Below are 26,143 nucleotides of genomic sequence, written 5' to 3'. Positions count from 1 at the left end.
CAATTGCAGACAAGTGGGTAGCCATCTATGTAGAGGCGGGTTTGAATATTGAACACGCTTTGTGAAGCAGCCCTTTGGAGCGCCCAAGAGTGAAATTCAAACTGTTCTTGCCCTGTCTGGTCTGGGCCTTCTCGCTTGCGGCGGTTCTGCCTCCCTCTTGGGCGCTGGCTGACTACGTCGCATTTAATGGGTCTGAAGTGGCTCCCAATATCGCCGAATTCCGGATCGACGAGGACGGCGTGCACGTCCAACTTGAGGTGTATGTGGGTGACCTCAAAACCTTTGACGCACTGGTTCCCAATAGCTGGTTCAAGGATGATGCACCTCTGCGGGCAACGTCCGATGACCGGATAGTCGATTTTACCGAAAACGGCCTGAGTATTCGCCGGTCTGATGGCACTGCATTGCCGATTGCCGTCCAATTGATTGAACGCCGGATGCGGGTTGACCGGGCCTCACCACTCACTGGGCAACGCGATCCAGCCACCGGAAAGGTTTTTCCCGCCCCCCCGGATGACCCACGTGTTCTTTATGCAGAGCTGTTTTATCCGTTCAATGGCACCCGCCCGGACAGGCTTGTTTTTACCCCACCGCTCGACGCGGATGGCAATGCACAGGTTTCAATAGGCATGGTCGTGTTTGACCGCGATGTTCCTGTGATAGATTTCCGTTACCTGGCAAAGAGGGTAACGCTGAACATCGAATGGCTGGACCCGTGGTATACCAGTTTTGAAAACCCAAATTTGGCGCGCCATTATCGTTTTCCTATGATGAGCTTTCTGTACGCCAGCCCGTTTGAAATTCGTCACGAAGCCCTTATTCGGGTGCACAATGCCGCCGAGTTGGTTGGTGTGGAGATTGCCGGTCGGACCATGACAAAGGCAGAGCGTAGAGAAATTGAATCGCGCCTGCCGTCGGTATTGAATGACCGCTCGCCGATGGCAATAGATGGCAAAAAAATCATACCGACATTTGATCGGCTTAGTTTTATGCGCATCGGAACGAGGGGCTTGAATTTCATCCAGGAAGAAGACGAAGTTCGGGCAGATGCAGATTATGTTGGCCTGATCTATTCCACACCTACGGCCGGTTATGCGCAAGAAGCAACGGTGGAATGGACTGTATTTCCCGATCCGGTCACCAAAGTGCCAGGCAACGCCATTGACGCCGCAGGTCCATTCCTAGCGGGCCTTACTTCAGAAAATCCAATATTGAAGTGGACCAATTATTTCAAAACCTACGAGCCGCCGGTTATCTCGCCTGTGGTCTTTGGCAAAGAGCGTACTCTTAATGTGCCGATGTTGACGATCTTGTTGATTGTGTCCACACTTTGTGGGGCGGTTTTCCTGTTTAGACGGCAGAGCATTCCCAGAATTGTCAGGATCACTGCACTGGGAACGCTACTTGTGGCGACTGCTGTCTCGACACAAATTGGGTGGATTAACATGGAGAACCCGATTGCAAGTACACCTGATCGTCCTGCAGCCGCACGTATCGCCAGCCAGTTGATTGAGAACTTTCACAATGCACTTCAGGAGAAGATCCCAGAACGGTTGAACGAGGCCCTGCGCACGAGCGTATCAGCAGATGCATTTGAGGATGTGAAGCTGGAACTGGGACGCGCTCTTATTGTCGAAATGCAAGGTGGTGGGGCTGGGAGCATCAAAAACATCAGGGATTTCGGTGTTGCAAATATCCGGCCAACACCTAGTGCAAGCGGGTTTCAGGCATCGGTGAGCTGGAGCGTGACAGCAACCGGCGAGCATTGGGGGCATCCGCATCAGAAGAACATTCGTTTCAGCGCAGTGATGGACATCGCCCCGATTGAGGGCGCGTGGAAACTGACTGGCATGACGGTCACAAGTGCGCAGCCGGAAATCTAGAGGAATTCAAATGAAGGTCGCAGGATTTGGTATTTGGCCCGGAAAATATTCGACCGCCATATTTGCCACATGTTTGAGCGCCCTGTTGCTGCTGTCCGGACCGGCCATCGCGCATTTCCTACTGAACTTGAACACGCGCATCATTCATGTCGAACATCTGAGCAATGGCTTGCGGGTCTATCTTCGCCTGCCAATGCCCTATCTCGTTGCCAATCTGGTTGGCCCAGAACAGGCAGACGGCCTGCCGGATCCCGCGCCTTACACGACCAACACCCGTGAAGATGGCAATGTTGTCTACTACCTTGATGTCGAGGCATTGCGTGCTGACTCTGGTGGACTTGGTAAACTGGTGGCAAACGGCCATCAGTTTGTCAGCAACGGCGTGGTTTTGCAGGCAACTGTGGAAACCGTCAGGGTGTACCCGGGTTCCAGGCAACCACCGTTTTCTACTCTGGGCGAGGCCCGAGCCTCGTTTCAGGATACTCTCTATCCGCAGGATTTTCCTGTGACATATGTTGGTGATACAGTTGTTGACGTGGTTTTTTTGTTCGCGGAACAGGGAGAGGCGACGTCCTACCTGCTGTCCAGCTCGCTCAATCCAGGTCTGCCGGGACAAGAAAAGACAGCAAACCTGATCCTTGATTATTATCCTGGCAGCGTCGAGGTTTTCCGGGCGCGGGGCCTGCTGCAAGATCCGATTTCCATCTCACGTTCTCCTTGGGCCGCAGCCGCCACTTTCGTCAAGGAGGGAATGCTGCACATTCTGGACGGTCTGGATCACGTCTTGTTTGTCATCTGCCTGGCTCTGGGTGCAGCAAGCTTCAAAAGTCTGTTTGCACGCACCACAGGATTTACAATTGGTCACAGTGTGACGCTAAGCCTTGGGTTCTTCGGGTTTGTGCCTTCGGGTGCATGGTTCATCCCCACAATCGAGTTGGGCATTGCCTTGTCCATCATTTTTGCGGCCCTTGTGGCCATGAAACAGAAGCAGGGGAACCAGCCTCCTGAGCGAACAATGTTTGCGGTCACCGTCGGAATTGGCATCCTACACGGGTTGGGGTTTTCGTTTGTGTTGCACAAAATTTTGCAGGTCGATTCACCCAACATTTGGCAAAGTCTTTTGTCATTCAATGTCGGCGTCGAGCTTGGCCAGTTTTTAATTATTCTTGCTTGTTGGCCGCTGTTCCGGCTGTTGTCGCGGTTGGGTGACAGTCGCTGGCTGGTTGCGCGCTGGGGCATAGCCGCGCCTTGCATCGCAGTGGCCGGTTTCTGGACTATCCAACGCGCATTGCTGGTTGTGCAAAGCGGTTGATTGGGCAAGGCCGAACACGGACCGGGCCGGATACTGCCCGAAAGAAAACTCAAATATTTGGGTGAACGGCCCCCATGAGAAATCCGCCCTTTAATCTCGTATGGCAGCGAACGTCATATTCCCACTCTTGAACTACGTCCCTGATCCCGGACAGTTTCGTTATTGACCCTATGCGGCCATTTTCAAGGTTGTATGGTAATCCCCCCCGAAACTAAGGGGATGTGGAAGTAGAATTTTCTCGGCAGAATGCATGAGGAGATTTTGATGAAGATGACGAGATATAGCGAACCCCAAATTCTTGCGATCCTACGCCAAGCCGAAGGCGGTGTGCCTGTAACGGAGCTGTGCCGCGAGCACGGGATGAGCAACGCGTCGTTCTACAAATGGCGATCAAAATACGGTGGTATGGACGCGTCGATGATCAGCCAAATGAAGGCGCTTGAAGACGAGAACCGGCGGCTGAAAAAGATGTATGCCGAGATGAGCATGCAAGCAGAATTACTGAAGGAAGCCCTGGGAAAAAAGTGATCCGGCCAGCCTTACGACGGGGTCTGGCCGAGAAAGCGGTGGCGCGCCACGGTATCAGCATTGCGCTGGCCTGCCGCACGTTTGATGTCAGTGAGACGTGCTATCGTTACAGCCCGCTCTTGAGCGATGAGAACGAAGAGATTGCCGATCTGCTGGTTGGGCTGACGGCCGCACGGAAGACTTGGGGGTTTGGGCTATGTTTCCTGCATCTACGTAACGTGCAAGGTCATTCGTGGAACCACAAAAGGGTTTACCGGATTTACTGCGAACTGGAACTGAACTTGCGGATCAAACCTCGGAAACGGTTAAAGCGGGACAAACCCGATGCGCTGGCAGTGCCGGACGCCCCGAACATGACCTGGTCGATGGACTTCATGGCGGATCGCCTCGGGGATGGTCGGGCGTTTCGGCTCTTGAACGTGCTGGATGATTTTAACCGCGAGGGTTTGGGCATCGAGGTCGATTTTTCTTTGCCAGCCGAACGGGTTATTCGCAGCCTTAATCGGATCATTGAATGGCGTGGGAAACCAGGAACCATTCGGGTCGATAATGGGCCGGAGTACATCAGTGGTAAGCTGCTGGAATGGGCTGAGAAACAAGGTATTATCATCCAGTACATTCAACCCGGAAAGCCGCAGCAGAACGCTTACGTCGAGCGCTATAATCGCACCGTCAGGCATGAATGGTTGGACCAACATATCATCGAAAACATAGAGGAGGCACAGGACTTTGCCACACAATGGCTATGGACTTACAATAATGACCGCCCGAATATGGGCCTCGGCGGCATCACACCCGCAATGAAACTGAAAATGGCCGCGTAAATTCTACGACCGCCCCCTGTTAAAAATGGGGGATTACCGAGTGTCGATATAGGTAATATCCGCCAGCCAAACGGTGTTGGGCGTCTGGCAGTTGAACTTCTGCTCCAGTAGATTTGGTGAAGGCTTCATGTCGTGTTTGCTGTCAGTGGTTTTGGGCTTTCGGCGCTTACGCAGAAGCGGAGACACCTTGTTTTCTTTCATTATTATCGCCACACGCCGCTCAGAAGCGATCTCACCATCAGCCATTAGATCCTGATGAATGCGCTTGGACCCATAGCATTTCCCGCTGGCTTTGAAAAACGCCTTTATCTTTGGCAGCAACTCCAGATCCCGCGCTTCACGGATGACAAGCCGCTGATCGCGGGTGTCCTGACTGGTCAGAAAGCCATAGAACCAACTTCGGGATATCTTGAGGTGTCGGCATAATGTGGAAACCGCATATTGCGCTTTGTGGGCCGTGACGAAGCTGTGCTTGTTCGTCCGCTGCCCGGCAGGGCATTGCAAGGCGATGTCCCGAGAGGGATGGTTTCACCGCCCTCGTTGCGAAAAAAGCGGATGCTTTCACCGGGATAACGATCCCCCGGATCGGTCCCCGGATCGGTCCCCGTTCCGGCTCAATCCAAAATCGCCACTTTCTCAGCAAGACGCTTGTTCTCTTTGCGAAGGCGGACCAGTTCAATCGCATCCGCCTTCTGACGGCGTTTGGCTTCTGTTGAACCAAACGTCTCTACCTCAAGCCGCCACGTCTTCAGCTGTGTGCCGGTGATCCCAAGCTCGCTCGACACGCTACCCTGCGTCGCACTAGGCTCATAAAGTCATTCAACTGCCGCAGCCTTATAATCGTCCGTATATTTCCGTCGCTGTCGTCCCATTTGGTGCCCCTTTCATGGACAGGGGTAAAGTACCGCAATGTCCTGGATCAGGGACGAACTCCATTCGCATTCGACAACTACCTTGAAGACAAAGGTAGCCAAATTTTGATATCCAAGCCATTTGCGCAATACCCGGCAGATGTCATGCTTTGGCAGTGGTTCAACGCTGCAACCATTTTGCGGTGAAAGGCCTCTTGACCTCCTAAAGTCTATGAAATTGATCCTGAAACTGTAGAGCGGGCGTTGTGTAATCGTAAGACCTCAGCCTTCCAAACAAAGATCCTGAGTTTCGCGGCGTATCACTGAACTACTTAGTCTTTCTTTTTGTTGACTTTTGTATCGCATCTGATTGCATGGGGTAGCACCCAGTTGCGTACCATTACCTACAAAAACCCGACAAAGATATGCCGAAGCTCACAGAGACATTTGCCAAGAAATTACCTCATGCAAAAGCCGGTACCGACAAATACTGGGATGCCGAAATCAAAGGCCTCGTGCTCTTCGTGGGGAAGCGGTCCAAGACCTGGTATTTCCAGAAAGATATTGGCGGCCAGACCAAGCGCATTTTGATCGGCCGGTTCCCGATCATCTCGGCGCAAGCTGCGCGGCAGACCGCCCTTGGTTTCGCTCTGGAGATGGGCAGAGGCGCTGGGAAAGTGGCGCAAATCGGAGCACCCACTCTTGAGGCTGCGATGGACCTGTATCTTGCGCGCCCAAAACTTCGGTCAGAGACCCACAAGAGCGGAACACGTACCCAACTGGAGCGACACCTCAAGGATTGGATGCGGTTGCCCCTGGACGAGATCAGCAAGGCGATGCTGGTGCGTCGCCACCAGGACATGGCCAAGACGCCATCTGGTGCAAATCATGTTCTGCGCAGTTTCCGGACAATCTACAACCATGCGCGCCGGACCTACGATCTGGCTGAGTGCCCTACGATGGCTATTGAGTGGTTTGAAGAAACACCGGATGGCCGGATCATTGGCGACTTGAAGGAATGGCGGCAAACAATCGACGATCTGAACAACCCAATTCATCGCGTTTTCTTTGAACTTCTACTGTTTACCGGTCTTAGAAAAACCGAGGCACTTACTCTTCAATGGAAGCAAATCCAGGAAGATCGGATCCACCTTCCCATGACGAAGAACGGCCGGAGTTTTGATCTACCTATCCTGCAGGTACACCATGAGATCCTGGCGCCGCTGCGCCCTCTCAGCCGTCAATGGGTGTTTCCGTCTCCAAAATCGGTGGCAGGGCACATCACCAAGCCGGAAAGGCTCAAATTCAACCCACACATGCATCGCAGGACATTTGCGACAGTCCGATGGAAGCTGGAGTTCTGGAAGAGATCGTTGGTCGGTTGCTGAACCATACGCCGCTGTCGATAACCGGGCAGAGATATACTCGGCCATCGTTGGATGCGCTTCGGCCCGCCATGGAAATCGCATGCAAGGAAATCTCGGATCGTATCGAAAACTAGCGCCGTCAGCTGAACAGGCTTTCGGGGCCAGACCGCGGTCATTGAGATTAGTTTGGGGTCGACCCGAGCTTACTCCGCACCGCCCTCCCCGGCCCGTGATAGACAGTTATGTCAACGTCGAGTTGTCGATGCGGATGGGCTTGCCTATAGGTGAAGTGACCTTCGTTGTTCACGGAGTCTGCGGCAGTTTAGCGGGCCTTCCAGACCGTCACAGGGTTCAGTGATACTGGTACTTCGACCCTGACCGGACTCGACCAGATTGCGTCCAACGGCATGTGTGGATGGCCCCTGCATAGCACCTACTTTGATGTAAAGCGCCGACTCCGGACCTTGTTCGATCCTTGCAATTTCGACAACTCTGATCGCTTCCATCTGGGTTTGCTCAGAATTTGTCCCTAAGCAATTCCCGTCCTGTCGCTTTCAGCTTCAGCCAGCAGCCATTCGCAGAATGCATTAACTTTCATTTGGCGCCTGCGTCCCAGGGGGCAGACTAACCAATAGCCCATATCCGTCCGCAAGGTGAGATCAAAGGGCCTGACCAACCGGCCCGCCTTCAACTCTCCAGCAATCGCAGAATGGCTAATCAGGGCAACACCATCCCCGTTTATTGCTGCTTCGATCGCCATGCTTTCGATCGTAAAACGGGGGCCGTGGTTCACTTTGACACCTTCGACACCGGCTGCCTTGGTCCACATGTGCCAATCCGGTATTTGTATCGTCATCTTGCCCCAATCTACGTGAATCAGGCGATGATGCTTCAAGTCGTCCGGGGTGCGCAAGGGTTTATTATCAGTCAGAATTTTCGGACTACAAGCCGGGCTGACTTCCTCGCCAAGAATACGCGTCACCTCCAGTCCGGGGTAATCCCCCATCCCGAGGCGAATACCAACGTCGATACCGTCACGATCAAAATCCCGGGTTTCCAGGGATGCATCCAACCGCACATCGATATCGGGATAAAGACTGGAGAAATGAGGCAATCTCGGGAGCAACCATTTGACTGCGAAGGTGGGGACACAACTGACTGTCAAAAGGCCCGACGCCTCGTTCTGAGCCAGCCGGTCAACCGCTTCTGCTAGCTTGTCAAACCCTTCTGTGACCAATGGCAAGACCGCCCTGGCCTCTTCAGTCAATTGAACCGCCCGTGTCATACGACGAAAGAGGACGACGCCGAGATAGCTCTCCAATTGCTTGATTTGCAGGCTGACCGCGGCAGGTGTTACGAACAGCTCCTCCGCTGCCTTAGAAAAACTCAACCATCTTGCAGCTACCTCGAAGGCTTGCAAAGACTTTAGGGGCGGTAGGCGACGCATATAAATCTCCGAGAATGCGACGGTTAAGAAAAACTAATCCTTAGACGTAAAAAACATCGTTTGTGGAAAATGTCCAGAAGAGGCTAACAGAAATTATCAACCACATATCATCCCCCAGCCAGGAGACAAAAAAATGAACCACCCGATCAACCAATACCCCGAGCGGTCGACTGCCCTGTCGATGATGATTTCCGAATTGTCCTATCGCGTTGTTGTCGCCGTTGCGCGCCGTCTCCAGCGACCTCAAGGCTAGCCCATATCTAACACACCAAAGATGCCTGAGGTTCCGTTTTAACGACCTTTATCAAGCGTGTAGACCGTCTTGGGACGAGTGTGCTTTTGGTTCCATTTGGGAACTCGCTGAATGCAGGATTGTCCGCTCAGCAGACGTCGGTGCAGATCGCAGCGAATATCGGCTCACCGCCCTTCTATTCGATATATGCATGGGCAGAAATTGGGGCACTTCACGCGCCCATAAATGTAGCGAACGGCCCTGACCTGCCGTTCGTGACAAACTCGTCTAACGGCGGCTCTCAGCCCTTCTACGACATTCGTACTGGGTGCAGCATGACGCGGCATATGGAGCACAAAGGGCGGATTGCCGACCTTCGCTGCGCTTGGCACCGATGTCTCAAAAGCGCATATTGCTGCCGTTGGGTCGTATAGCGGACTATGGCGTTCACGGCCCATATTTGCCCTTCCTTCATAGCCAAACCAAATTCTGCAATTGTGCTTCTCGCCCAAGAATTCCAATGTCCCTTTGTTGCGTTGAAAGGTCTACCGGCCACCGGTTTCAGAAAACATTAACCGCTTGGGACAAAAGGCAGTTATGAATCTACAGTCAATTTTGACCAATCAGACCGGCTGCTGACAGGAAACCAAACCATGAAGATCACCGAGGTAGAAACCGTTAGCCTTGAAGAGCATCCCAACCTTCTCTGGGTGCATATCAAAACTGACCAGGGCTTGATCGGATTGGGCGAAACCTTTTTTGGCGTGGATGCGGTCGAAGCGCATGTCCACGAATTCATTGCGCCCTACTTGCTGGGTAAAAATGCCCTCGACATCGAGCGCCATTCGCATCGGATGACCGGATATACCGGTCGTGGCGGCTCTGGGGCCGAGATGCGCGCGACATCCGCCGTCGATATCGCGCTGTGGGATCTTTGGGGGCATTATAGCAACCAACCGATTTACCAACTGCTCGGCGGCGCCTCGCGCGACAAAGTTCGCGTCTATAATACCTGTGCGGGCTATCAATACGTCCGCAAGGCTGCGGCCCAGGTTTCGGCCAATTTCGGGATCAATGCGGCGGCAGTTGAACGACCCTATGAAGATCTTGAAGGCTTTCTCAACCGGGCTGATGAGGTCGCGGAAAGCCTCTTGGAAATGGGCATTACCGGTATGAAGATCTGGCCGTTCGATTTCGCGGCCGAAGCCCACGGCGGCACCCATATCTCAACTCAAGACCTGAAAACAGCCCTTGTCCCGTTCGAGAAAATCCGGGCCGCTGTCGGGGACAAGATAGACATCATGTGCGAGCTTCATTCTCTCTGGAATGTGCCAACGGCGAAGAAAATCTGCCATGCCCTCAGGGATTTTGATCTGGCATGGATCGAGGACCCGGTTCGCATGGATCACCTTGGAAATGTGGGGAAAATCACAGAAGTTTCGGAAACACCGATCGCGGTTGGTGAACTTCTCGGCGGGCGGGCGCAGTATCGCGATCTGATCGAAAAGAGTGATCTCGGCCTTGTCATCATGGATATTGTCTGGGGTGGCGGATTGACCGAAGCGCGCAAGGTTGCTTCGTATTGCGACACGCACGGCCTGCCGTTTACCGGGCACGACTGTACAGGTCCGGTCGCGCTGTGTGTCTCAACCCATATGGCCCTGCATGCGCCCAATACCTATATCCAGGAAATGGTCCGGGCTTTCTACTATGATTGGTATCAAGATCTGGTGACGGCTCTGCCGCCGGTGAAGAACGGCCATATCAGCGCGCCTGACGGGCCGGGATTGGGCATGGCGCTCAATCCCGATGTGCTCAAGCGCAGCGATGCCCGCGTAAGGGTGTCCAAACTGAATGAAGGACCCAAGCAGTGAACCCTTTTGAAAAACGGCACCTCGGAACCACCTCGGTATCCCTGACCCAGTTGGGCTTTGGCGGCGCTGGGGTTGGCGAGCTTCGGGGACCTCTGCCGGAAGACCAAGCTCAGGACACAGTCAAAGAGGCTTGGGAATCCGGTATCAGATATTTTGACACGTCGCCGTGGTACGGACGTGGCCTGAGTGAACTGCGCCTCGGTCACGCGCTGCGTAGCCGCCCGCGCGACCAGTTTGTGTTGTCGAGCAAGGTCGGACGCTTGTTGTCGCTCCCCAAAGATCCGGACACTTGGGACCGGTCTCCCTGGATCGGTGGTTTGTCCTTTGAACACCGTCGCGACTATACCTATGACGGGATTATGCGGTCTTATGAGGACAGTATTCAACGCCTTGGGACCACTTATATTGATCTTCTTCTGATCCATGATCTCGACCATTGGCATCTCGAGTCCGATGCCAAGGTCAACGCCTATATGGCGCAACTCTATACATCGGGATATCGCGCCTTGCGCGACCTGAAGGATCAGAAACTCATCGGAGGTATCGGCGCAGGTATCAACCAAAAGGGCACCATGCAACAATTCATGGACTGCGTTGATTTGGATTTTTTCCTGCTGGCTCTGGTCTATACATTGCTGGACCACGATGTTCTGGATACCGAAATGGCCGCCGCAGCCGAGCGTGGCATGGGATTTGTCATCGGAGGCGTATATAACTCCGGAATCCTGGCAACTGGCGCCGTTGACGGCGCGATGTACAACTACCAACCGGCAACAGACGGGCCAATAAAGCGCGTCCGGCGTATCGAAGAGGTTTGCAAGCGCCACGAAATTCCCCTGGCGGCTGCCGCGCTGCAATTTCCGCTTGGACACCCCAACGTGGCTTCGGTTATTCCCGGCGCCATCTCTCCGGAACAGCAGGCACAAAACATCAATGCGATGGCGCATGACATCCCCCAGGATTTTTGGGCCGAGCTGAAGGCTGAGAACATTCTCGCCGAGCACGTTCCAACACCGAATCCCTGACTTTCCAGAACGCCGTGTCAGAGGAATCCTGCTGGCACCGTCACAGCCGCACTGGCGGCTCATCGTCAATGTAGACGCTGGGCTGGATAGGTCGATTGAATTGATTTGACCAAGGTCAGGAATGTGGGCTGTGTTGACATCAGTTGTCAGTGCAGCGAAGGATCGAAAACCCTCCGTCTTTGCAGAATTACTGCGTTGCTGTATTCGACACCAAGGGCTCGAACCAGCCGTTCGCCGCGTACAGCACGAAGGTCCGATTAGGGCCGTTCGCGTCATGTCGGCGCGCCCTGGGGGCTAACTTTGCAAAGGTCGCAATCTGCGCATTGCTGCCGTTGGAGTTGACCGCAGCGAAGGTCCGGAACCCGCTCTTAGTGACGAAATGTGCATGGTGCAGCAATTGGGCCCTTTCACTCGTCCATCACGGTTGTTTTCGGCCCTTTGCGGCCATTCGTGACTACTGCGGCGAAGGGCAGGTTCGAGCCCAAACCTACAAACTATCTTACTGTCAATTTCCGAGTTTCTCGTGGAAAAAGTCAGTCAGCGCATTCCATGATCGGCGGGTTGCGCGTTGACTATATGCCATACCCTCGTCGGGCTCTTGAGCATTTGGATTGGTAAACGCATGGCCTGTATGTCCGAAAGATAGCATCTGCCAATCTTGGCACTTCGATGTAAGTTCTGAAGCGAGCGATACGAAGTTATCCGGAGTTGCAAGTGGGTCCTCCCAGCCGTGGAGGATAAGTAAGGACGGAACGATAGATGATACAGAGTTGGGCGGAGCGTCATAGACCCCATGTAAAGACACGCAAGCCTCAAATTTCTCGCCAGTTCTGGCGAGATCAAGAACGGCTTTGCCACCAAGGCAATAGCCCATCGCGCCAATGCGTTCGGAATCAACGGATTTTTGGCGCTTGAGTTCATTAAGAGCTGAGATCATGCGTCGAGCCAGAAGACTTCGATCAGAATTCAACTCCCCCATCATGGCAAATGCGTTCTCCTTACTGGTTGCTCGTTTGCCATCGCCGTAATAATCGACCGCAAGCACAACATAGCCAGCCTCGGCCAGCTCCTGCGCACGCTCTTCTTCAAACGGGCTGGACCTGTCACGGTATTGTTCCGCCCCTTTGAGAGCATATTCTGCCCCAAAGGAGATACACCATGGCACCACGATCATCCGAAGAATTCAAACGCGACGCAGTGCGGATCGCACTGACCAGCGGGCTGACCCGCCGACAGGTGTCCTCCGATCTTGGGGTTGGTATGTCCACCCTGTGCAAGTGGATCAGAACCTATCGTGACGCGGACGTTGTTTCGAAAGAGGATCAGGAACTGGCCAATGAGAACGAGCGCCTTCGCCGGGAAAACCGCCTTCTACGTGAGGAGAGGGAGCTGCTAAAAAAAGCAACAATCTTCTTTGCGGACCAAAGCAAATGAGGTTTTCATTTGTTGAAAAGCACCGCAATAGCATTCCCACAGAGCGACTTTGCCGGATTGTGGATGTCACCCCACGTGGCTACCGAGCCTGGCGCAAACGCCCTGCCTGCCAGCGTCAACGTGGGGATATGGTTCTGTTGGCCCACATCCGGGAGCAGCACCGCCTGAGTTTGCAGAGCTACGGCCGACCGAGAATGGTCGAAGAACTGAAAGAGCTTGGTCTGGATATTGGTCACCGCCGTGTCGGCCGATTGATGCGCCAGAACGGCATATCTGTTGTCAGAACCCGTAAGTACAAGGCCACAACGGACAGCAATCACAAGTTCAACATCACGCCAAACCTGCTGAACCGGAACTTCTCAGCAGATCGACCCAATCAAAAATGGGTTGTTGATATCAGCTACATCTGGACCCGCGAGGGCTGGCTCTATCTGGCCGTGGTTCTGGACCTGTACTCCAGGCGCGTGGTCGGTTGGGCTGTCAGCAACCGGATGAAGCGCGATCTGGCCATACGGGCGCTGAACATGGCCATAACCCTGCGCAGGCCGCCCAAAGGATGCATCCATCATTCTGATAGGGGCAGCCAATATTGCTCGCAGGATTACCAGAAAATCCTGCGCCGGTATGGCTTCAAGGTATCCATGAGCGGCAAGGGTAATTGCTATGATAACGCCGCAATGGAAACCTTCTTCAAAACCATCAAAGCGGAATTGATCTGGCGGCACTCTTGGCAAACCCGCAGGGCTGCTGAGATCGCCATCTTCGAGTACATTAATGGGTTCTATAATCCCCGCCGGAGACACTCGGCATTAGGCTGGAAAAGTCCCTTGGCTTTTGAAAAGATCGCCGCCTAAATGAGCACAAGGGGCGGAACGAAAGCGGGACAGGTCCAGTATTGCGCAGCAATGTCCCGAGAGGAGAACGATATATCGCAGCCTCTATGTCCAAACCCGAGGGGTTTTAAAGAAGGAATTACAGGAATGTCTGCGCAGCCCACGTGCGATCCGACGCTCCAGACACACCACTCAAAAGGGCCTTGAGTTGCGCAAAATCAAAAATGCTGTTTCGATTAGCGACCGCCCGGCTGAGGTCGAAGATCGTGCCGTTCCCGGCCACTGGCCTCTCGGTGATGCAAGCATCACCTGTCAGCTAATAGGATGCCGATTTGATCGCAGGATCGAACAACAGCTACATCGCGACGCTGGTTGAACGCCATTCCCGTTTCGTGATGCTGGCCAAGGTCGCGAACAAGGACACCCAGAGCGTGACGACAGCCCTGATAAAACAAGCACGAAAGCTTCCCAAGGAGCTCTATAAATCTCTGACTTGGGATCGCGGATCAGAGATGGCGGGGCATCGAAAACTCACCATCGCCACGAATATCGATGTCTATTTTTGCGATCCTCAGTCTCCGTGGTAACGCGGGAGCAACGAAAATACCAACCGCCTTCTCAGACAGTACTTCCCCAAAGGCACTGATATATCTGGCTTCAGCCAAGCCAAACTCAGCGCTGTCGCACGCCAACTCAACGAGCGGCCTAGAAAGACCTTGCAATATCAGACACCAGCAGAGAAATTTGAGGCCTGTGTTGCGTCCGCCGGTTGAAACCGCACCGCACAGCAGGCATTGGTGCGAAGCGCAGCGAATGGCGGCTGTGCGCCCTTTGTGCCGAAATGTGCTTGGTGCAGCAATCAGGCCACTTCCCTCTCCCCTCACGGTCACTAACGGCCCTTTGCGGACCTTCGTGGCCACTGCGGCGAATGGCCGGTCAGAGCCCTTGTAAGCCATTTGTGCGTAGTGCAGCATGTAAGTGAGAACCCACCCGGTGGACAGGAAAAGCCCAAAATTACGAAGTAGAGTCTTTGTCGGGTGTAATTGGGTATATCTTGCAAAGCACATAGTGGACTGGGCAAAAACCGGTAAAGGCACTACTGAACATGACGGCTGCGGTTAATCCCGCCAACCAGAACCAGATGGGGTTGACCATCATGCCGAGAACGACGCTAAGCAATATGATGGCACCTACAATCCCGTCGTGGATCCTGATTTCGATATCGGTGCCTGGGCGAAATGATTTAGTGTTCATAATATTTCTCCTTGATTGCACAATTCAAATAGTCTTCGTCGCCAATAGACAAGACTAGCTGTGCCGAAATCAAGCTTTTGATCCCCAGAGAGGCGGCCAGAGCGACCTTAGGTTCATGCACGCCACTTGTAGGGGTGTTCTCAAGGACCATCTCAGCGCCCTTATGTGGGTCAATATATCAGTTGAGAGCCTTGCAAGCTGGCAGGCAATTAGTATCTCTGCGCACCCTACCGGCTGTGAAACCGCGCCGCACTGCAGACATTGACGCGAAACGCAGCGAACGGCAGTTCTCCGCCCTTAATGCCGAAATGTGCGTGGTGCAGCAATCGGAACACTCACCTCTTCCATCACCGTCAAGAAAGGCCATGACCGGACTTTCGCATGTCGATCTGGTGCTGCGGTGCAGTTTCCGCAGACCGGCCATTCGTGCTCAGTGCAGCATTCTCACGGCTGTCGTCGTCGGCCAGCAGACGAGGCCGATCCGTGCCCCGCCAAATCTTGAACGGGGTTCCTGAGAATGCCCCTCATTTTCGGTGGTCCTGCAGCCCGAGTTCAGCCCACATCCAGCCGAAGTCATACTCGCCGATAGCTGCATCATCATGTTTGGCGCTCCGGTTCTCGAGCAGCTTCAGCCACTGCAACACTTCCTCGCGGCCACTCTCACTGCGCACGGCTTGGCGGGGCGACTTCCCACCCAATGCAGGCACCGGCGCGTCCAAGGTCTCGCGATAGTGCTTGTCCAAATAGTCGTGAGTGATTTGCCGGGCAATCTGCGGTGGAACCTCGTCGTCGCCTTCCCGTGGCTGTTCGGGGCCTTCCTCAGCCATCATCTGTTCGACAGTGCGGATGGTGGTCATTGGTCGCTTCAGGCGTTCCCCCGCCGCTTTTGTCATCAACGCTTCGACCTTCGCTGCGCGCGCAACCGAATTTACCGTGACCAGCAGCGACTTGCCTTTCAGCTCAAGAGACCCCAGCACTGTACCGTCCGCCATCTGCGAATCCAGCATTATGCCGCTCGCCTTTTTGCGCGGCCGGGTTCGAGGTGGAACAAGCCAGGTCCAGAAGCGCGGTCCCTCGGGAAGGAAATTTCTGACTCCGTCCAGACAAGCGGCAACGTCCTTTTGTGTCACACCTGCTGCAAACGGAAATCGTAAGTCGTGAAACATTATGTCATCACCATCCGAGTTGCAGAACGTTGGCTGCGGCGGGAACATAGCGCGCGGCAGCGCGGTAAACAGCCAGGCGCTGGTGAACACCGGAGTGCAGCCCTGTAGTTGATCCGTGGTAAGCCGCATTGCATCGCGCTTTTTCAATTTCAGCGCACCACGCAATCCATCAAACAGCAGCTCCACGGCGTCTTCCGAGAACGCCAGTAATGCGCCCGAAAGGACATGGAGATCGCGTCCGGCCAGAATGCGGACCGCAATCCGGTCCCATTTTTTTAGCGAACGCGTGGCAGATTGTTCGAGAACACTCACGGGCTCTGCTCCACCGAGTAGGTCTTGCAGCACCATTGACACGCCCGGCTTCACATTACTGACTTCATAAAGGCTGACGGGCGTATCACGCAGCGCCGCAAAGTACTCTCGGTTTAGCGCCGTTTCCTTCCAGCCACGCCGTTTGAGATATAGATCGACGATGTTTTCCTCGCCATAGCGACGGCCAAGAAAATCCTCGAACCCGCATCCCCACAACACGCCAGGCCACGGCTCCCCCAGAAGTTCAGAAAGTTCATCGTCATCGAGGTCAAATTCCTCGAGTGCAGGCATCAGGTGTTCGGCAACCACGTCCTGCAGCCGATCGCGCCAGACATCTTCTCGGCCAATGAAGCCAAGTAAATCCGATATGTCGTTCCGCACGCCCATCCTCCATAGCGGTGTCGCTGCAACAACCATGTATCAGTGATGCGCCGACAGACGCCAGCGCTGTGGCCCGTCAGCTCAACGAAGAACCGCACAAGGCCTTGCAATATCAAGCCCCAACAGGGAGTTTTGCAACATGTGTTGCGACCATCGGTTGAACCCACCGCCCTTCTTGTCGAATTGCGCGTGCTGCAGCATTAGTTACTATTGGGATGTACCGGTGCTTCAATGATCCTGGCGGTAGACGGTTTCACGAAGCCCAGCAGCTCTGTGCGCCTATAGCAGCGTGCCACTCTCACATCATTTGATTGCTTTCAGTTCGTGACAGACGAGAACCTGTACCGTCGTCGCTAGCCTGTCGCATACCCAGTCCCAGCGAAGGCTTTGAAATTCCACCGGTTTTGGCGACTGGGACACTTGGGACTGGAATTTGGCATATCAATATCCCTAAATTTTAGTTTTCTCTCAATCTACAAGTCCCATAATTAGGTAACATTAAGTGTTCTTCCGAAATATTGTTTGCTTTCAATCGGATGCCTGGGACATGCTGATGTCCCGCATGTGTCCCAGTGTCCCATGCATTGAACAAGTAGTCGGCTAAGAAAAGGCTGGGCACAAGAGCCGTGTTAGCCTCTGTTCATCCTTTCTCTGCTTTCGGCCCCGTTACTATTCCATGCCTTCTGATCCGCCGTAAGAGCCGAATGTGCATACCTTTTTCTACCAGATTCAGAGCGTTTTCTGGGGGCGCTTGTTTAGCGGGGTATACCCCACTGTACAAATGTCTCTCGGGGTGATTCGAAACCACAAGGTGAGCTGTGAAGTTCATCTCAGCCCTCCAACAGTGGTATCAATATGGGAGTAATGCATGACTACAATAGAAGGCCTTCGACTGCTGCGGCGGAAAGATGTGCAAGAGCAATTTGGTGTCCCTGTTCGGTTTCTGGAGTTGGCGGTAACGAGAGGCGATGGCCCGCCGATCGTTCGGCTCGGTCGTTCTGTACGCTATAGAGTTTGCGACATTCAGCTTTGGATCGAGCAACGTGTGGAGGGTCAGAAAAATGCATAATCTGAATATTCTAGGGACACCCGCCTCCATCAGTTTTGCAGGAAACAGCCGTGATCTGGAAGACAATTCGATCCAGAGAGCTTTCAAAAACGCGAAACGTGTTGTCACAAGTAACAATGGGCCTCCGGAAACTGCTAGGGCAGCAGCGGGCCTTGTATTCGATCCAATATCTGAACAAGGCGCGAACTCCACAGGACCGGATAGCGTGCCCACGAGTCCGATCGTCCCTTTGGGACACAATGCCAATGTCTATTATTTCATTTCGCCGAGACGCCAACTTCGGAACATGAGAGCCGAGGCGCTTGAGCCAGGGCGAGGTATTCAAGCCTTGTTCCTGGGAAGGGGCAAGGACACCGTAAAATGGTGCCGGTCATTGTTTCCGGCAAGGGACAATGGAAGGTCGCCAAAAGTCGCTGGTCTTTGGATTATCGAGCAACGCAACGTGAAGGGCGTTTTCGATCCGAGTAGAGCTGACTTGAGATCGATTGGGGTTTGGCATGACGGTAAAGGTCATGCGATTGCGCATTGTGGCGATCGCCTAGTTTACCCGAGCGGTCAAGTCGAGCTTCTGGCATCCAGCCCCAAGAATTTCATCTTGATTGAGGCACCAAGGATCGACGCTCCAATTTTGCCGTTTTTCATTAACCTTTCGCAGACTACCCTCTGGCGCAGGACCCGTAGTGGAGCTTTGCATGCCCGGCTTCGTGTGGCAGGCCTCACGCGCTGGCGGCGCTCTGAGCTTCTGGCGTTTCTGGGCGAAGCCGATGCAGCGCGTGATAGGTGCGCCCAATGACTAAAGATACGATAGTGGAAGCATTCGCCGCAAAGAACCGCATCAAAGCGCCGGTGGTTCAGAAGCCGTCAACAATGCGCCATCACGACACTATCCCGGTTGTCCGGGACAGCAAGGACCGGCCCGTCTGGTGCCCAGCGACAGCCATTGCACTCTTCGAACATCACACTGATTGGCGCGGGTGCCTGCGCCATGACAGCTTCCTGCGCCGTGACATGCTTTATCGGCCAATTCCCGGGACTGATACCGGCCAACGGTTCGAGACCCGTGAGATCACCGAGACAGATATTGTTCATGCTCAAGTCTGGTGCAACCACAACGGCTTTCCGGACGCCGCCCGGGCCACCATAACGGACGCGTTTCACGCCGTGGCGGCCGACAACTCGGTCGACCCTTTGAATTATTGGTTGGGAAATCTGAAATGGGATCGTCAAGCGCGACTATCCTCCTGGTTGATGCGCTATCTCGGCGTTGAGGAAAGCGATTATGCTCTCGAGGTCGGGCGGCGCTGGATGATCTCTGCAGTAGCGCGTGCGCTTTCGCCTGGTTGCAAAGCCGATGGCTTCTTGATCCTCGAAGGGGTGCAGGGAAGTGGCAAGAGCTCGGTGTTGCGGATACTTGCCGGTTCGGAGTTCTTCGGAGATGCCTTGCCGGACCTTTCCAGCAAAGATGCAGCTCAGTTCTTGCGTGGAAAATGGCTCATCGAACTGGCGGAACTGGCCTCGCTGAGTCGGTCAAGTTTTGAGGCAACTAAAGCCTTCATTTCACGGTAGGAGGAACGCTACCGCCCGCCTTATGGGCGTACGGAGGTGTTAGAGCTGCGGCGTTGCGTCTTCGTGGGCACCACGAACCGCGACGATTACCTGCGCGATCCCACCGGAAACCGGCGGTTTTGGCCGGTCATGACTGGAGAGATCGATCTCGAAGCCATCCGTCGCGACCGTGACCAGCTCTGGGCCGAGGCGGTGCATGCCTACAATTCCAAAGAAGTCTGGTGGCTGACGGGAGAAGTGGCCGAGGTTGCAGCACAGGAACAGGCAGAGCGCGGAGAAGATGACCCTTGGGTGGCAGCAATCCAAAGCTATTGTGAAGAGCGGGAGGCCGTTGCCTGCAAATCTATCCTTGCAGAGGCGCTTGAAATTCCTGCGGAACGGATGACCCAAAGGGAATCCAGGCGGGTGTCAGGCATTCTCAGAACTTTAGGATATCAGCGCGACGGCCAGTTTACATCCGGCGAGGGAAAAGGCCTGGCCCGTTATGTTCGCACCGGTTGAAACATGACATAAGTCCGGTAGATGAGAGCTATTCATCTACCGGAAAAATTCCAGCGGTAGACGAAGTAGACGAGTTTTTCATAGAGAGCGCCGGACTCGCTACCATACTGTAATTAAATCATTTAAAAGAGTTTCACCTGATTAGAATGGCCGTCGCTATTCGGCCCCACGAAGTCAAGGAAATCTCGTCTACTTCGTCTACCGCGCTTTATGAACAGAAGTGCATGCGGCAGATGATCCTGGCGAAGGGAGGGGTGGGGTAAATCTCTAAAATCTTTTCGACCACATACCCGCTCGCCTCTCACGCGCAGGTTTTTTTTCCCGGAAGTCAGAGAAAACCAGCGATGATACTGGAAGAAACTGGGGGAGCGGTCTGTTGTTGTTGGGAATTAGTGTTTCAGCTGTCATGCTTGGAAAATATCAGCAAAAACAGTGCATTAACTTCGGTCGACCTGGGGTGGTAATCCCCCCATTTTTAACAGGGGGCGGTCGTAGAATTTACGCGGCCATTTTCAGTTTCATTGCGGGTGTGATGCCGCCGAGGCCCATATTCGGGCGGTCATTATTGTAAGTCCATAGCCATTGTGTGGCAAAGTCCTGTGCCTCCTCTATGTTTTCGATGATATGTTGGTCCAACCATTCATGCCTGACGGTGCGATTATAGCGCTCGATGTAAGCGTTCTGCTGCGGCTTTCCGGGTTGAATGTACTGGATGATAATACCTTGTTTCTCAGCCCATTCCAGCAGCTTACCACTGATGTACTCCGGCCCATTATCGACCCGAATGGTTCCTGGTTTCCCACGCCATTCAATGATCCGATTAAGGCTGCGAATAACCCGTTCGGCTGGCAAAGAAAAATCGACCTCGATGCCCAAACCCTCGCGGTTAAAATCATCCAGCACGTTCAAGAGCCGAAACGCCCGACCATCCCCGAGGCGATCCGCCATGAAGTCCATCGACCAGGTCATGTTCGGGGCGTCCGGCACTGCCAGCGCATCGGGTTTGTCCCGCTTTAACCGTTTCCGAGGTTTGATCCGCAAGTTCAGTTCCAGTTCGCAGTAAATCCGGTAAACCCTTTTGTGGTTCCACGAATGACCTTGCACGTTACGTAGATGCAGGAAACATAGCCCAAACCCCCAAGTCTTCCGTGCGGCCGTCAGCCCAACCAGCAGATCGGCAATCTCTTCGTTCTCATCGCTCAAGAGCGGGCTGTAACGATAGCACGTCTCACTGACATCAAACGTGCGGCAGGCCAGCGCAATGCTGATACCGTGGCGCGCCACCGCTTTCTCGGCCAGACCCCGTCGTAAGGCTGGCCGGATCACTTTTTTCCCAGGGCTTCCTTCAGTAATTCTGCTTGCATGCTCATCTCGGAATACATCTTTTTCAGCCGCCGGTTCTCGTCTTCAAGCGCCTTCATTTGGCTGATCATCGACGCGTCCATACCACCGTATTTTGATCGCCATTTGTAGAACGACGCGTTGCTCATCCCGTGCTCGCGGCACAGCTCCGTTACAGGCACACCGCCTTCGGCTTGGCGTAGGATCGCAAGAATTTGGGGTTCGCTATATCTCGTCATCTTCATCAAAATCTCCTCATGCATTCTGCCGAGAAAATTCTACTTCCACATCCCCTTAGTTTCGGGGGGGATTACCGCGTCATCTCATTCATGCGGGCCGTTGCCAGACACAGAACCTGAAAGGTAGGGAGATCAAATCATTTTTCCCTATTACAGGTTTTCAGCAAACCTGTGCCTTAGACTGCATGACGCTTGGATCAGATACGGGAGCAGCAGTTTGGGTCCTTCCCAGGCCCCACCGACATGCGGGTAATTCGCACCCCGTGACCGCTAAGTATTTAAGAATCGATGAGGGGTGAGGTTAGGGTTGTTGTTGTTACATCTCTGCGAGCCAGCGGGGATTGTCCGTGCAAAATCGCCCGCCTGCCCACCCTTCAAGTCGATTTGTGCATGGTGCAGCAATTGGGCCTTATCCTTCTCCGCTAACTTTTCAACGAACAGTGCAGCAAGCCCGCAAGTCTAGAACGAAAATGAGAGTTGGAACGCGGTGTTGTTTGAGGTGATCTGTTCAAACGGCTTGCTCAACTCGACTTCTGCTCGCAGCACAACTAAGGCCGCTGCACGAGCGTCTTCGCCTGCATCGTGGTGCTGAAATTCCAGGCTTAGGTGTTGTTTAAGATTGGCCAGTCCATGGCCTCCATTCCCTTTCAGCCCAGGCCAAGCAGTTCTGGCGATGGTCACACTATTGCTCCAACTCAATCGAGGTTGGTACAGACCATGTGCTTTGCATGCCGCGTTGATGGCGTGTTCGTCAAAACGGCTGTGTTGAACGATTGCGTGCCTAGTCAGCAGCACCTGAAGTTTGGGCCATATCTCCGCGAAAGTCGGCGCGTTTTCAACAGTCTTGGCGCTGATCCCATGCAGCTCGACGTTAAAAGGCGCAAAAGGCATCAAAGGGTCAACGAATGCCGACCAAGTTTGAATGCTACGATCTAATCCAACGCAAGCCAGACCGATTTGGCAAATACTGGCGCTGTCACCGCAGGACGTTTCTACATCCAAAGCTATGAAGCGGAAATCACCATGGGGAAGAGCGTCTGTCAAATTATCATGGCCTTTGCAGGTGGAGTTCGCGGTATTTTTTCGTAAGCTAATGGGGGCATTTGATCAGGAATGGTATCATGAACATCATACATTTCATCCAAGCCGGTGGAACCATCGACAAGGATTTGAGCAGCCCCACTTGGGTGGTCCAATTTGAAAGTTAGTGCATGGTTGGCCTTTGGTCCATCGGTACGATGACCTCAGGCGCCGGTGGGCGGTAGCTCAGGGCATTTTGGGTCGTTTGGTGTTGTAGTGTTTCCTCCAGCTTTCGATGATGATTTGGGCTTCGCGTAGGGAATAGAATATCTCGCCGTTGAGCAACTCGTCTCGCATTTGCCCGTTGAAACTTTCGCAGTATCCGTTCTCCCAAGGAGACCCTGGCTCGATGTAGGCGGTCTTGGCCCCGACAGCTTTGATCCAATCTCTGACCGCCTCCGCTATGAACTCAGGGCCATAGCACCTTCGGAACGGCGCTGATTTTGAGGCTCTGACCGCCTGCGCAGCCCTCAAATTGCGCAGCAGGCGATCATAGCCGGGTCTCAGGTCCCTACAGTGGTTTTGCACAAACCACATCGCAAGGGAGACCAACTATGACCGATAAGAATATTGCACAAAATGTACCTGTGGGAAGAGTTCTCCAAAGCGTGCAGCTGGCACTGTCAGAGGAAAAAATATTACTTGCCCAAACGCAAATTTGGCATTTTACCACCATTGATTTCTCTCGTTTTTTTTCGAGTCTGACCACGCGAATCCACACCGCTCCAAGTATTCATAATTTTCCTCTGACAGTGTCCCAGAATGCCGCGCGGCGCATGATTGTCAGCAAAGCGAAAGCTGCACTGCGGCAACTCACTGAACCGCCGATGGCCGCATTGGGCTGTGAAAGCTAGTTCAAAAATACCTGATGACTTGCAAACCGCTGAGACTTGCAGCCAAACTGTGTGGGACTTTCAGATCTACGGAGGATCAAGGAATGCTGCCTTCTGCAGACGAAATAAGTCATCCAGTCAGCACCAACCTGACTACGCAGTTAAAGGATGTTCAAAAGACGCTGCCACTGCGGGTTCTGTCGAAAGAGGATTGGCAGCACTGGATCACCAAAGGATACGTCGTTGTGAGACGAGCGGTTCCGCCGACGCAAACTAAAGCACTGGTAGATGTTCTTTGGGAGTTTGACGAAAAAGACCCGAAAGATCCTAGCACATGGTACGAGCCTGAACGGCGGTCCCACGTCCGCAAAGAGCTGAACAATGCAGGCATGGTTGAAATATATCACCATCAAGCCCTCTGGGATAACCGGCAGACCCCCCGCCTCTATGATGCATTCGTCGACATCTGGGACCGAGAAGACCTATGGGTGACCATTGATCGCGCGAACCTGAACCCGCCAAAGAAAGGCGCGACTTCGAAGGACGGCTTCATTCATTGGGACGTCAATACTTCAATTTACCCCCTCCCGATCGGAGTGCAAGGCGTTCTCAGCCTCGATGTGCAGGACGAAGAGACCGGCGGGTTTCAGTGCGCTCCTTATCTTTTTGAACATTTTGACGAATGGATCGCAACGCAGCCATCAGATCGAAATCCTCTTTTGCCGGATATGACAGGGATTGAACGCGAGAACATCACACTGGCCCCTGGAGATTTGATGATTTTCAACTCGCTGCTGGCCCATGGCGTACGCCCAAATATCTCGAAGGACCGTGTGCGGCTGGCACAATACATCTCGATGCATCCAGCGGAGCCGTCGAATTCAGAGGAAAAAGCTGAGCGCATCCGGCTCTGGACTGAAATCGAGCCTCCAAAGCGCCCTGATTTCCCGGGAGATCCTAGAGATTGGGAAAAGAAATTCGTCTCACCAGCGGTACTGACGGACTTAGGCCAATTACTGCTTGGACTGAAGGACTGGTGAGCTGTTATCGTTTTCTATCACTTCGAATACAGGCTTGCAGGCATGAAAGCGGCGATTGGCCGAAGCTCAATCAAAAGCGGGATTGCCCGCGCTGAAGTCATTCCTTTTTGAAAAATGCTGAATCCTCCACGAATGACTGGAATGTGAAAGCTGCACTGCGGCGATTGTTGGGTAGGCGAATGCCTGGAATGGGCCATTCACGTCGATTTGAGTGACCGTTTCAGGGAACGCGGTCAACCATTTCGCACCTGCAGCAGACCACCACCTTCCGCCCTCCTTGCCATCCAAATGGTATGCGGGTGAACGGCCGCCTCTGCGTTGCCACTGAACTCCGTTTCGAAGCCGGTGACGTTCGCCTGCCATCTGATTTGACAAACTGCAGCTCGAGAGTCTCATGAAAATCCCCGCAATATCTGTGACTTAAAGCTGTGAACCAAAACATCCTTAGTCAACAGCTTTGGAGAATACCGGGGGAGGGAGAACCATTTCAGGCCCTGCCACCGAAGTGGCAGTCAACAGCCCAGCCGCTACAACCTTTGAAAACAACAAGAAAATCCGGCGGTGGCCCAAAACGGAGAATGGGTTTTCTTTGGCAAGTGGCGGAGGGAACGAACCTGCCAGCGAACCTTCTCTGAGCAACAATTCCTCCACATTCCGGAGCGACAGGGGGAACCGGACGTACAAAATCACCGCAAGGCGAATGATGTCGGGACTGGTTTCAAAATACCGAAATGGACTGTGTTTTGTCATGCCGAGAAGCTAAATCGCCACCCTGCCCTTCACAACCGAGTATCCTCGGACAAGACCCTCACAACTCCCCCACCCATGGAGAATTGGCCCCGGCGCGTGACACAGTGATCGCTGCTGCCCTTGTGCCATAGGTAAGCGCAGCCCGGACATCGTCGATGCCAATCTGTCTCAAAGCGACTTTCGTCACCACCTCAAGATCGAATAGTTTAGCCAGGAATCCCGCATTAAATGTATCTCCGGCACCCACGGTATCGACAACTTTGACCCGCTCGCCGGTTACAGAAACCTCGTGTCCTGCCGCAGTAAATGCAGAGGCACCTTTTGCACCCTTAGTTAAGACAACAATTGAAGGACCTGCTTTGAGCAGTAACGTCATCTTGGCAGCCAGCGTATCGGGCGCCGGATAAATCCAATCAAGATCCTCGTCAGAAATCTTTAAAATATCTGCCATTGAGATCAATCGTTCCAAGCGCCATCGAAACTGTGGGATGTTCTTGATAAAGCCGGGTCGGATATTGGGGTCCAGCATCACCACTTTGTCGCAAGCGGTGCGGGCAGCCAGATCGACATAGGCGTGCGCGCATGGTTCGCAGATGAGGCTGATGCCGCCAAAAAACAGAGCGGTCACATTCTTCGAAAGCGGCTGAATATCACTCGGCGCAAGCATTCGCCCCGCTGAGTTTTCATCGAAAAAGGAATATGTGGCCTGCCCGTCATCCAGCGTGACAAAGGCCAGCGTGGTAGGCCGATCTGACCAGATCACAAGAGACGTATCCACCCGACTTGCAGTAAGCGATGCTTCAAGCTGGGCTCCGAACATGTCGGTCGAAAGCCCGGTCAGCATTCCGGTTTTCACCCCAAGCCGACCCAGCGCGATTGCGGTGTTGAAAACCGCACCACCCGAGTGGGGCACAAACCCATCTAATCCAGATTGGGTTGGAGTGGGGATCATATCGATCAACGCTTCTCCGCAACATAGGATCATAGGCTTCCTTTTTCAG

At 53.7% G+C, this 26,143-nt stretch carries 18 protein-coding genes and 5 pseudogenes; 12 read left to right on the top strand and 11 right to left on the bottom strand.

All coding sequences use genetic code 11. The annotated features are described in order from the left end of the window. The first annotated feature begins 89 nt into the window (after positions 1–89). From QPJ95_RS14785 to QPJ95_RS14775, 3 genes are all read left to right on the top strand, one after another. Entirely contained in the window at positions 90–1,883 is a 1,794-nt protein-coding gene (locus tag QPJ95_RS14785; RefSeq protein ID WP_270921095.1) for a Rossmann-fold NAD(P)-binding domain-containing protein, read from the top strand. A gap of 10 nt (positions 1,884–1,893) precedes the next feature. Then, positions 1,894–3,195: a HupE/UreJ family protein gene (locus QPJ95_RS14780; RefSeq protein ID WP_270921094.1), complete on the top strand. Its 1,302-nt coding sequence runs from the start codon at positions 1,894–1,896 to the stop codon at positions 3,193–3,195. A gap of 264 nt (positions 3,196–3,459) precedes the next feature. Next, positions 3,460–4,547, top strand: a protein-coding gene (locus QPJ95_RS14775) for an IS3 family transposase (protein ID WP_286018134.1) whose coding sequence is annotated in 2 segments (ribosomal slippage) — positions 3,460–3,721 and positions 3,721–4,547 — 1,089 coding nt in all. Because the reading frame shifts where the segments join, the coding sequence is not laid out codon by codon here. Positions 4,548–4,580: 33 nt separating this feature from the next. Here QPJ95_RS14775 and QPJ95_RS14770 read toward each other — a convergent pair. Continuing rightward, positions 4,581–5,051 (bottom strand): IS3 family transposase, encoded by a 471-nt coding sequence (locus QPJ95_RS14770; RefSeq protein ID WP_286018133.1) that lies wholly within the window; start codon positions 5,049–5,051, stop codon positions 4,581–4,583. A 110-nt stretch (positions 5,052–5,161) separates the two neighbouring features. Beyond that, a complete protein-coding gene (locus tag QPJ95_RS14765; protein ID WP_270921125.1) occupies positions 5,162–5,332 on the bottom strand; it encodes a hypothetical protein in 171 nt (56 codons plus the stop codon). 491 nt (positions 5,333–5,823) lie between these two features. Between QPJ95_RS14765 and QPJ95_RS14760 the strand changes: the two are divergent. Next, positions 5,824–6,899: pseudogene (locus QPJ95_RS14760) on the top strand (tyrosine-type recombinase/integrase). Between the two features lie 395 nt (positions 6,900–7,294). Here QPJ95_RS14760 and QPJ95_RS14755 read toward each other — a convergent pair. Then, a complete protein-coding gene (locus QPJ95_RS14755) occupies positions 7,295–8,212 on the bottom strand; it encodes a transcriptional regulator GcvA (protein ID WP_270921126.1) in 918 nt (305 codons plus the stop codon). Positions 8,213–9,097: 885 nt separating this feature from the next. Between QPJ95_RS14755 and QPJ95_RS14750 the strand changes: the two genes are divergently transcribed. Together QPJ95_RS14750 and QPJ95_RS14745 are read left to right on the top strand one after the other, a co-directional pair. Continuing rightward, positions 9,098–10,318: a mandelate racemase/muconate lactonizing enzyme family protein gene (locus tag QPJ95_RS14750; protein ID WP_270921127.1), complete on the top strand. Its 1,221-nt coding sequence runs from the start codon at positions 9,098–9,100 to the stop codon at positions 10,316–10,318. Continuing rightward, positions 10,315–11,343 (top strand): aldo/keto reductase, encoded by a 1,029-nt coding sequence (locus QPJ95_RS14745; RefSeq protein ID WP_270921128.1) that lies wholly within the window; start codon positions 10,315–10,317, stop codon positions 11,341–11,343. The genes QPJ95_RS14750 and QPJ95_RS14745 overlap by 4 nt, the downstream gene beginning before the upstream one ends. 505 nt (positions 11,344–11,848) lie before the next feature. Here the strand turns inward: QPJ95_RS14745 and QPJ95_RS14740 are convergent. Further along, a complete protein-coding gene (locus QPJ95_RS14740; RefSeq protein ID WP_286018132.1) occupies positions 11,849–12,517 on the bottom strand; it encodes a dienelactone hydrolase family protein in 669 nt (222 codons plus the stop codon). Between QPJ95_RS14740 and QPJ95_RS14735 the strand changes: the two genes are divergently transcribed. After that, positions 12,502–13,631 (top strand): IS3 family transposase gene (locus tag QPJ95_RS14735; RefSeq protein WP_390922240.1). Its coding sequence is split into 2 segments (ribosomal slippage): positions 12,502–12,745 and positions 12,745–13,631, totalling 1,131 coding nucleotides; the frame shifts between segments, so codons are not numbered across the junction. The two genes, QPJ95_RS14740 and QPJ95_RS14735, sit on opposite strands and share 16 nt — an antisense overlap. A 67-nt stretch (positions 13,632–13,698) precedes the next feature. After that, positions 13,699–14,383 (top strand): annotated as a pseudogene (locus QPJ95_RS14730) (IS30 family transposase); the annotation flags it as partial. A 241-nt stretch (positions 14,384–14,624) separates the two neighbouring features. On the opposite strand, the gene QPJ95_RS14725 reads toward QPJ95_RS14730, so the two are convergent. Then, positions 14,625–14,864 carry a YgaP family membrane protein gene (locus QPJ95_RS14725; RefSeq protein ID WP_270921149.1) on the bottom strand — a complete coding sequence of 80 codons (240 nt, stop codon included), beginning with the start codon at positions 14,862–14,864 and terminating at the stop codon, positions 14,625–14,627. A gap of 524 nt (positions 14,865–15,388) precedes the next feature. Beyond that, positions 15,389–16,759 carry a hypothetical protein gene (locus tag QPJ95_RS14720; protein WP_270921150.1) on the bottom strand — a complete coding sequence of 457 codons (1,371 nt, stop codon included), beginning with the start codon at positions 16,757–16,759 and terminating at the stop codon, positions 15,389–15,391. A gap of 1,025 nt (positions 16,760–17,784) precedes the next feature. Between QPJ95_RS14720 and QPJ95_RS14715 the strand changes: the two genes are divergently transcribed. Continuing rightward, positions 17,785–18,585: a helix-turn-helix transcriptional regulator gene (locus tag QPJ95_RS14715; protein WP_270921151.1), complete on the top strand. Its 801-nt coding sequence runs from the start codon at positions 17,785–17,787 to the stop codon at positions 18,583–18,585. Further along, positions 18,582–19,859, top strand: a pseudogene (locus QPJ95_RS24075) (VapE domain-containing protein). Before QPJ95_RS14715 ends, QPJ95_RS24075 begins: the two are co-directional and overlap by 4 nt. A gap of 498 nt (positions 19,860–20,357) precedes the next feature. On the opposite strand, the gene QPJ95_RS14705 reads toward QPJ95_RS24075, so the two are convergent. The 3 genes and pseudogenes from QPJ95_RS14705 to QPJ95_RS14695 form a co-directional block, all read right to left on the bottom strand. Then, positions 20,358–21,445, bottom strand: a protein-coding gene (locus QPJ95_RS14705; protein WP_286018130.1) for an IS3 family transposase whose coding sequence is annotated in 2 segments (ribosomal slippage) — positions 20,358–21,184 and positions 21,184–21,445 — 1,089 coding nt in all. Because the reading frame shifts where the segments join, the coding sequence is not laid out codon by codon here. A 453-nt stretch (positions 21,446–21,898) separates the two neighbouring features. Beyond that, positions 21,899–22,483: a 3'-5' exonuclease gene (locus QPJ95_RS14700; RefSeq protein WP_286018129.1), complete on the bottom strand. Its 585-nt coding sequence runs from the start codon at positions 22,481–22,483 to the stop codon at positions 21,899–21,901. Between the two features lie 160 nt (positions 22,484–22,643). Next, positions 22,644–22,936, bottom strand: a pseudogene (locus QPJ95_RS14695) (integrase core domain-containing protein); the annotation flags it as partial. A 137-nt stretch (positions 22,937–23,073) separates the two neighbouring features. On the opposite strand from QPJ95_RS14695, the gene QPJ95_RS14690 reads away from it, so the two are divergent. Both QPJ95_RS14690 and QPJ95_RS14685 read left to right on the top strand, forming a co-directional pair. Next, positions 23,074–23,373 carry a hypothetical protein gene (locus tag QPJ95_RS14690; protein ID WP_270919849.1) on the top strand — a complete coding sequence of 100 codons (300 nt, stop codon included), beginning with the start codon at positions 23,074–23,076 and terminating at the stop codon, positions 23,371–23,373. A gap of 83 nt (positions 23,374–23,456) precedes the next feature. Then, positions 23,457–24,392: a phytanoyl-CoA dioxygenase family protein gene (locus tag QPJ95_RS14685; protein WP_270919848.1), complete on the top strand. Its 936-nt coding sequence runs from the start codon at positions 23,457–23,459 to the stop codon at positions 24,390–24,392. A 624-nt stretch (positions 24,393–25,016) separates the two neighbouring features. On the opposite strand, the pseudogene QPJ95_RS14680 reads toward QPJ95_RS14685, so the two are convergent. Beyond that, positions 25,017–25,142, bottom strand: a pseudogene (locus QPJ95_RS14680) (IS6 family transposase); the annotation flags it as partial. Positions 25,143–25,200: 58 nt separating this feature from the next. After that, positions 25,201–26,127, bottom strand: coding sequence for a carbohydrate kinase family protein (locus tag QPJ95_RS14675; protein ID WP_270919847.1), 927 nt, complete (start codon positions 26,125–26,127; stop codon positions 25,201–25,203). Positions 26,128–26,143 lie beyond the last annotated feature (16 nt).

Origin of the sequence: Parasedimentitalea psychrophila, from assembly GCF_030285785.1 — a bacterium.
GTDB classification, from domain to species: domain Bacteria; phylum Pseudomonadota; class Alphaproteobacteria; order Rhodobacterales; family Rhodobacteraceae; genus Parasedimentitalea; species Parasedimentitalea psychrophila.
The sequence above is the reverse complement of the archived record's forward strand: the minus strand, read 5'-3'. Positions and strand labels throughout refer to the sequence as shown.

What these genes read in the sequence shown, in the direction of transcription:
- QPJ95_RS14780 (WP_270921094.1), top strand. Translation starts at nt 1,894, where the DNA reads ATGAAGGTCGCAGGATTTGGTATTTGGCCCGGAAAATATTCGACCGCC.
- QPJ95_RS14755 (WP_270921126.1), bottom strand. Translation starts at nt 8,212, where the DNA reads ATGCGTCGCCTACCGCCCCTAAAGTCTTTGCAAGCCTTCGAGGTAGCT.
- QPJ95_RS14750 (WP_270921127.1), top strand. Translation starts at nt 9,098, where the DNA reads ATGAAGATCACCGAGGTAGAAACCGTTAGCCTTGAAGAGCATCCCAAC.
- QPJ95_RS14740 (WP_286018132.1), bottom strand. Translation starts at nt 12,517, where the DNA reads ATGATCGTGGTGCCATGGTGTATCTCCTTTGGGGCAGAATATGCTCTC.
- QPJ95_RS14725 (WP_270921149.1), bottom strand. Translation starts at nt 14,864, where the DNA reads ATGAACACTAAATCATTTCGCCCAGGCACCGATATCGAAATCAGGATC.
- QPJ95_RS14720 (WP_270921150.1), bottom strand. Translation starts at nt 16,759, where the DNA reads ATGGTTGTTGCAGCGACACCGCTATGGAGGATGGGCGTGCGGAACGAC.
- QPJ95_RS14715 (WP_270921151.1), top strand. Translation starts at nt 17,785, where the DNA reads ATGCATAATCTGAATATTCTAGGGACACCCGCCTCCATCAGTTTTGCA.
- QPJ95_RS14690 (WP_270919849.1), top strand. Translation starts at nt 23,074, where the DNA reads ATGACCGATAAGAATATTGCACAAAATGTACCTGTGGGAAGAGTTCTC.
- QPJ95_RS14685 (WP_270919848.1), top strand. Translation starts at nt 23,457, where the DNA reads ATGCTGCCTTCTGCAGACGAAATAAGTCATCCAGTCAGCACCAACCTG.
- QPJ95_RS14675 (WP_270919847.1), bottom strand. Translation starts at nt 26,127, where the DNA reads ATGATCCTATGTTGCGGAGAAGCGTTGATCGATATGATCCCCACTCCA.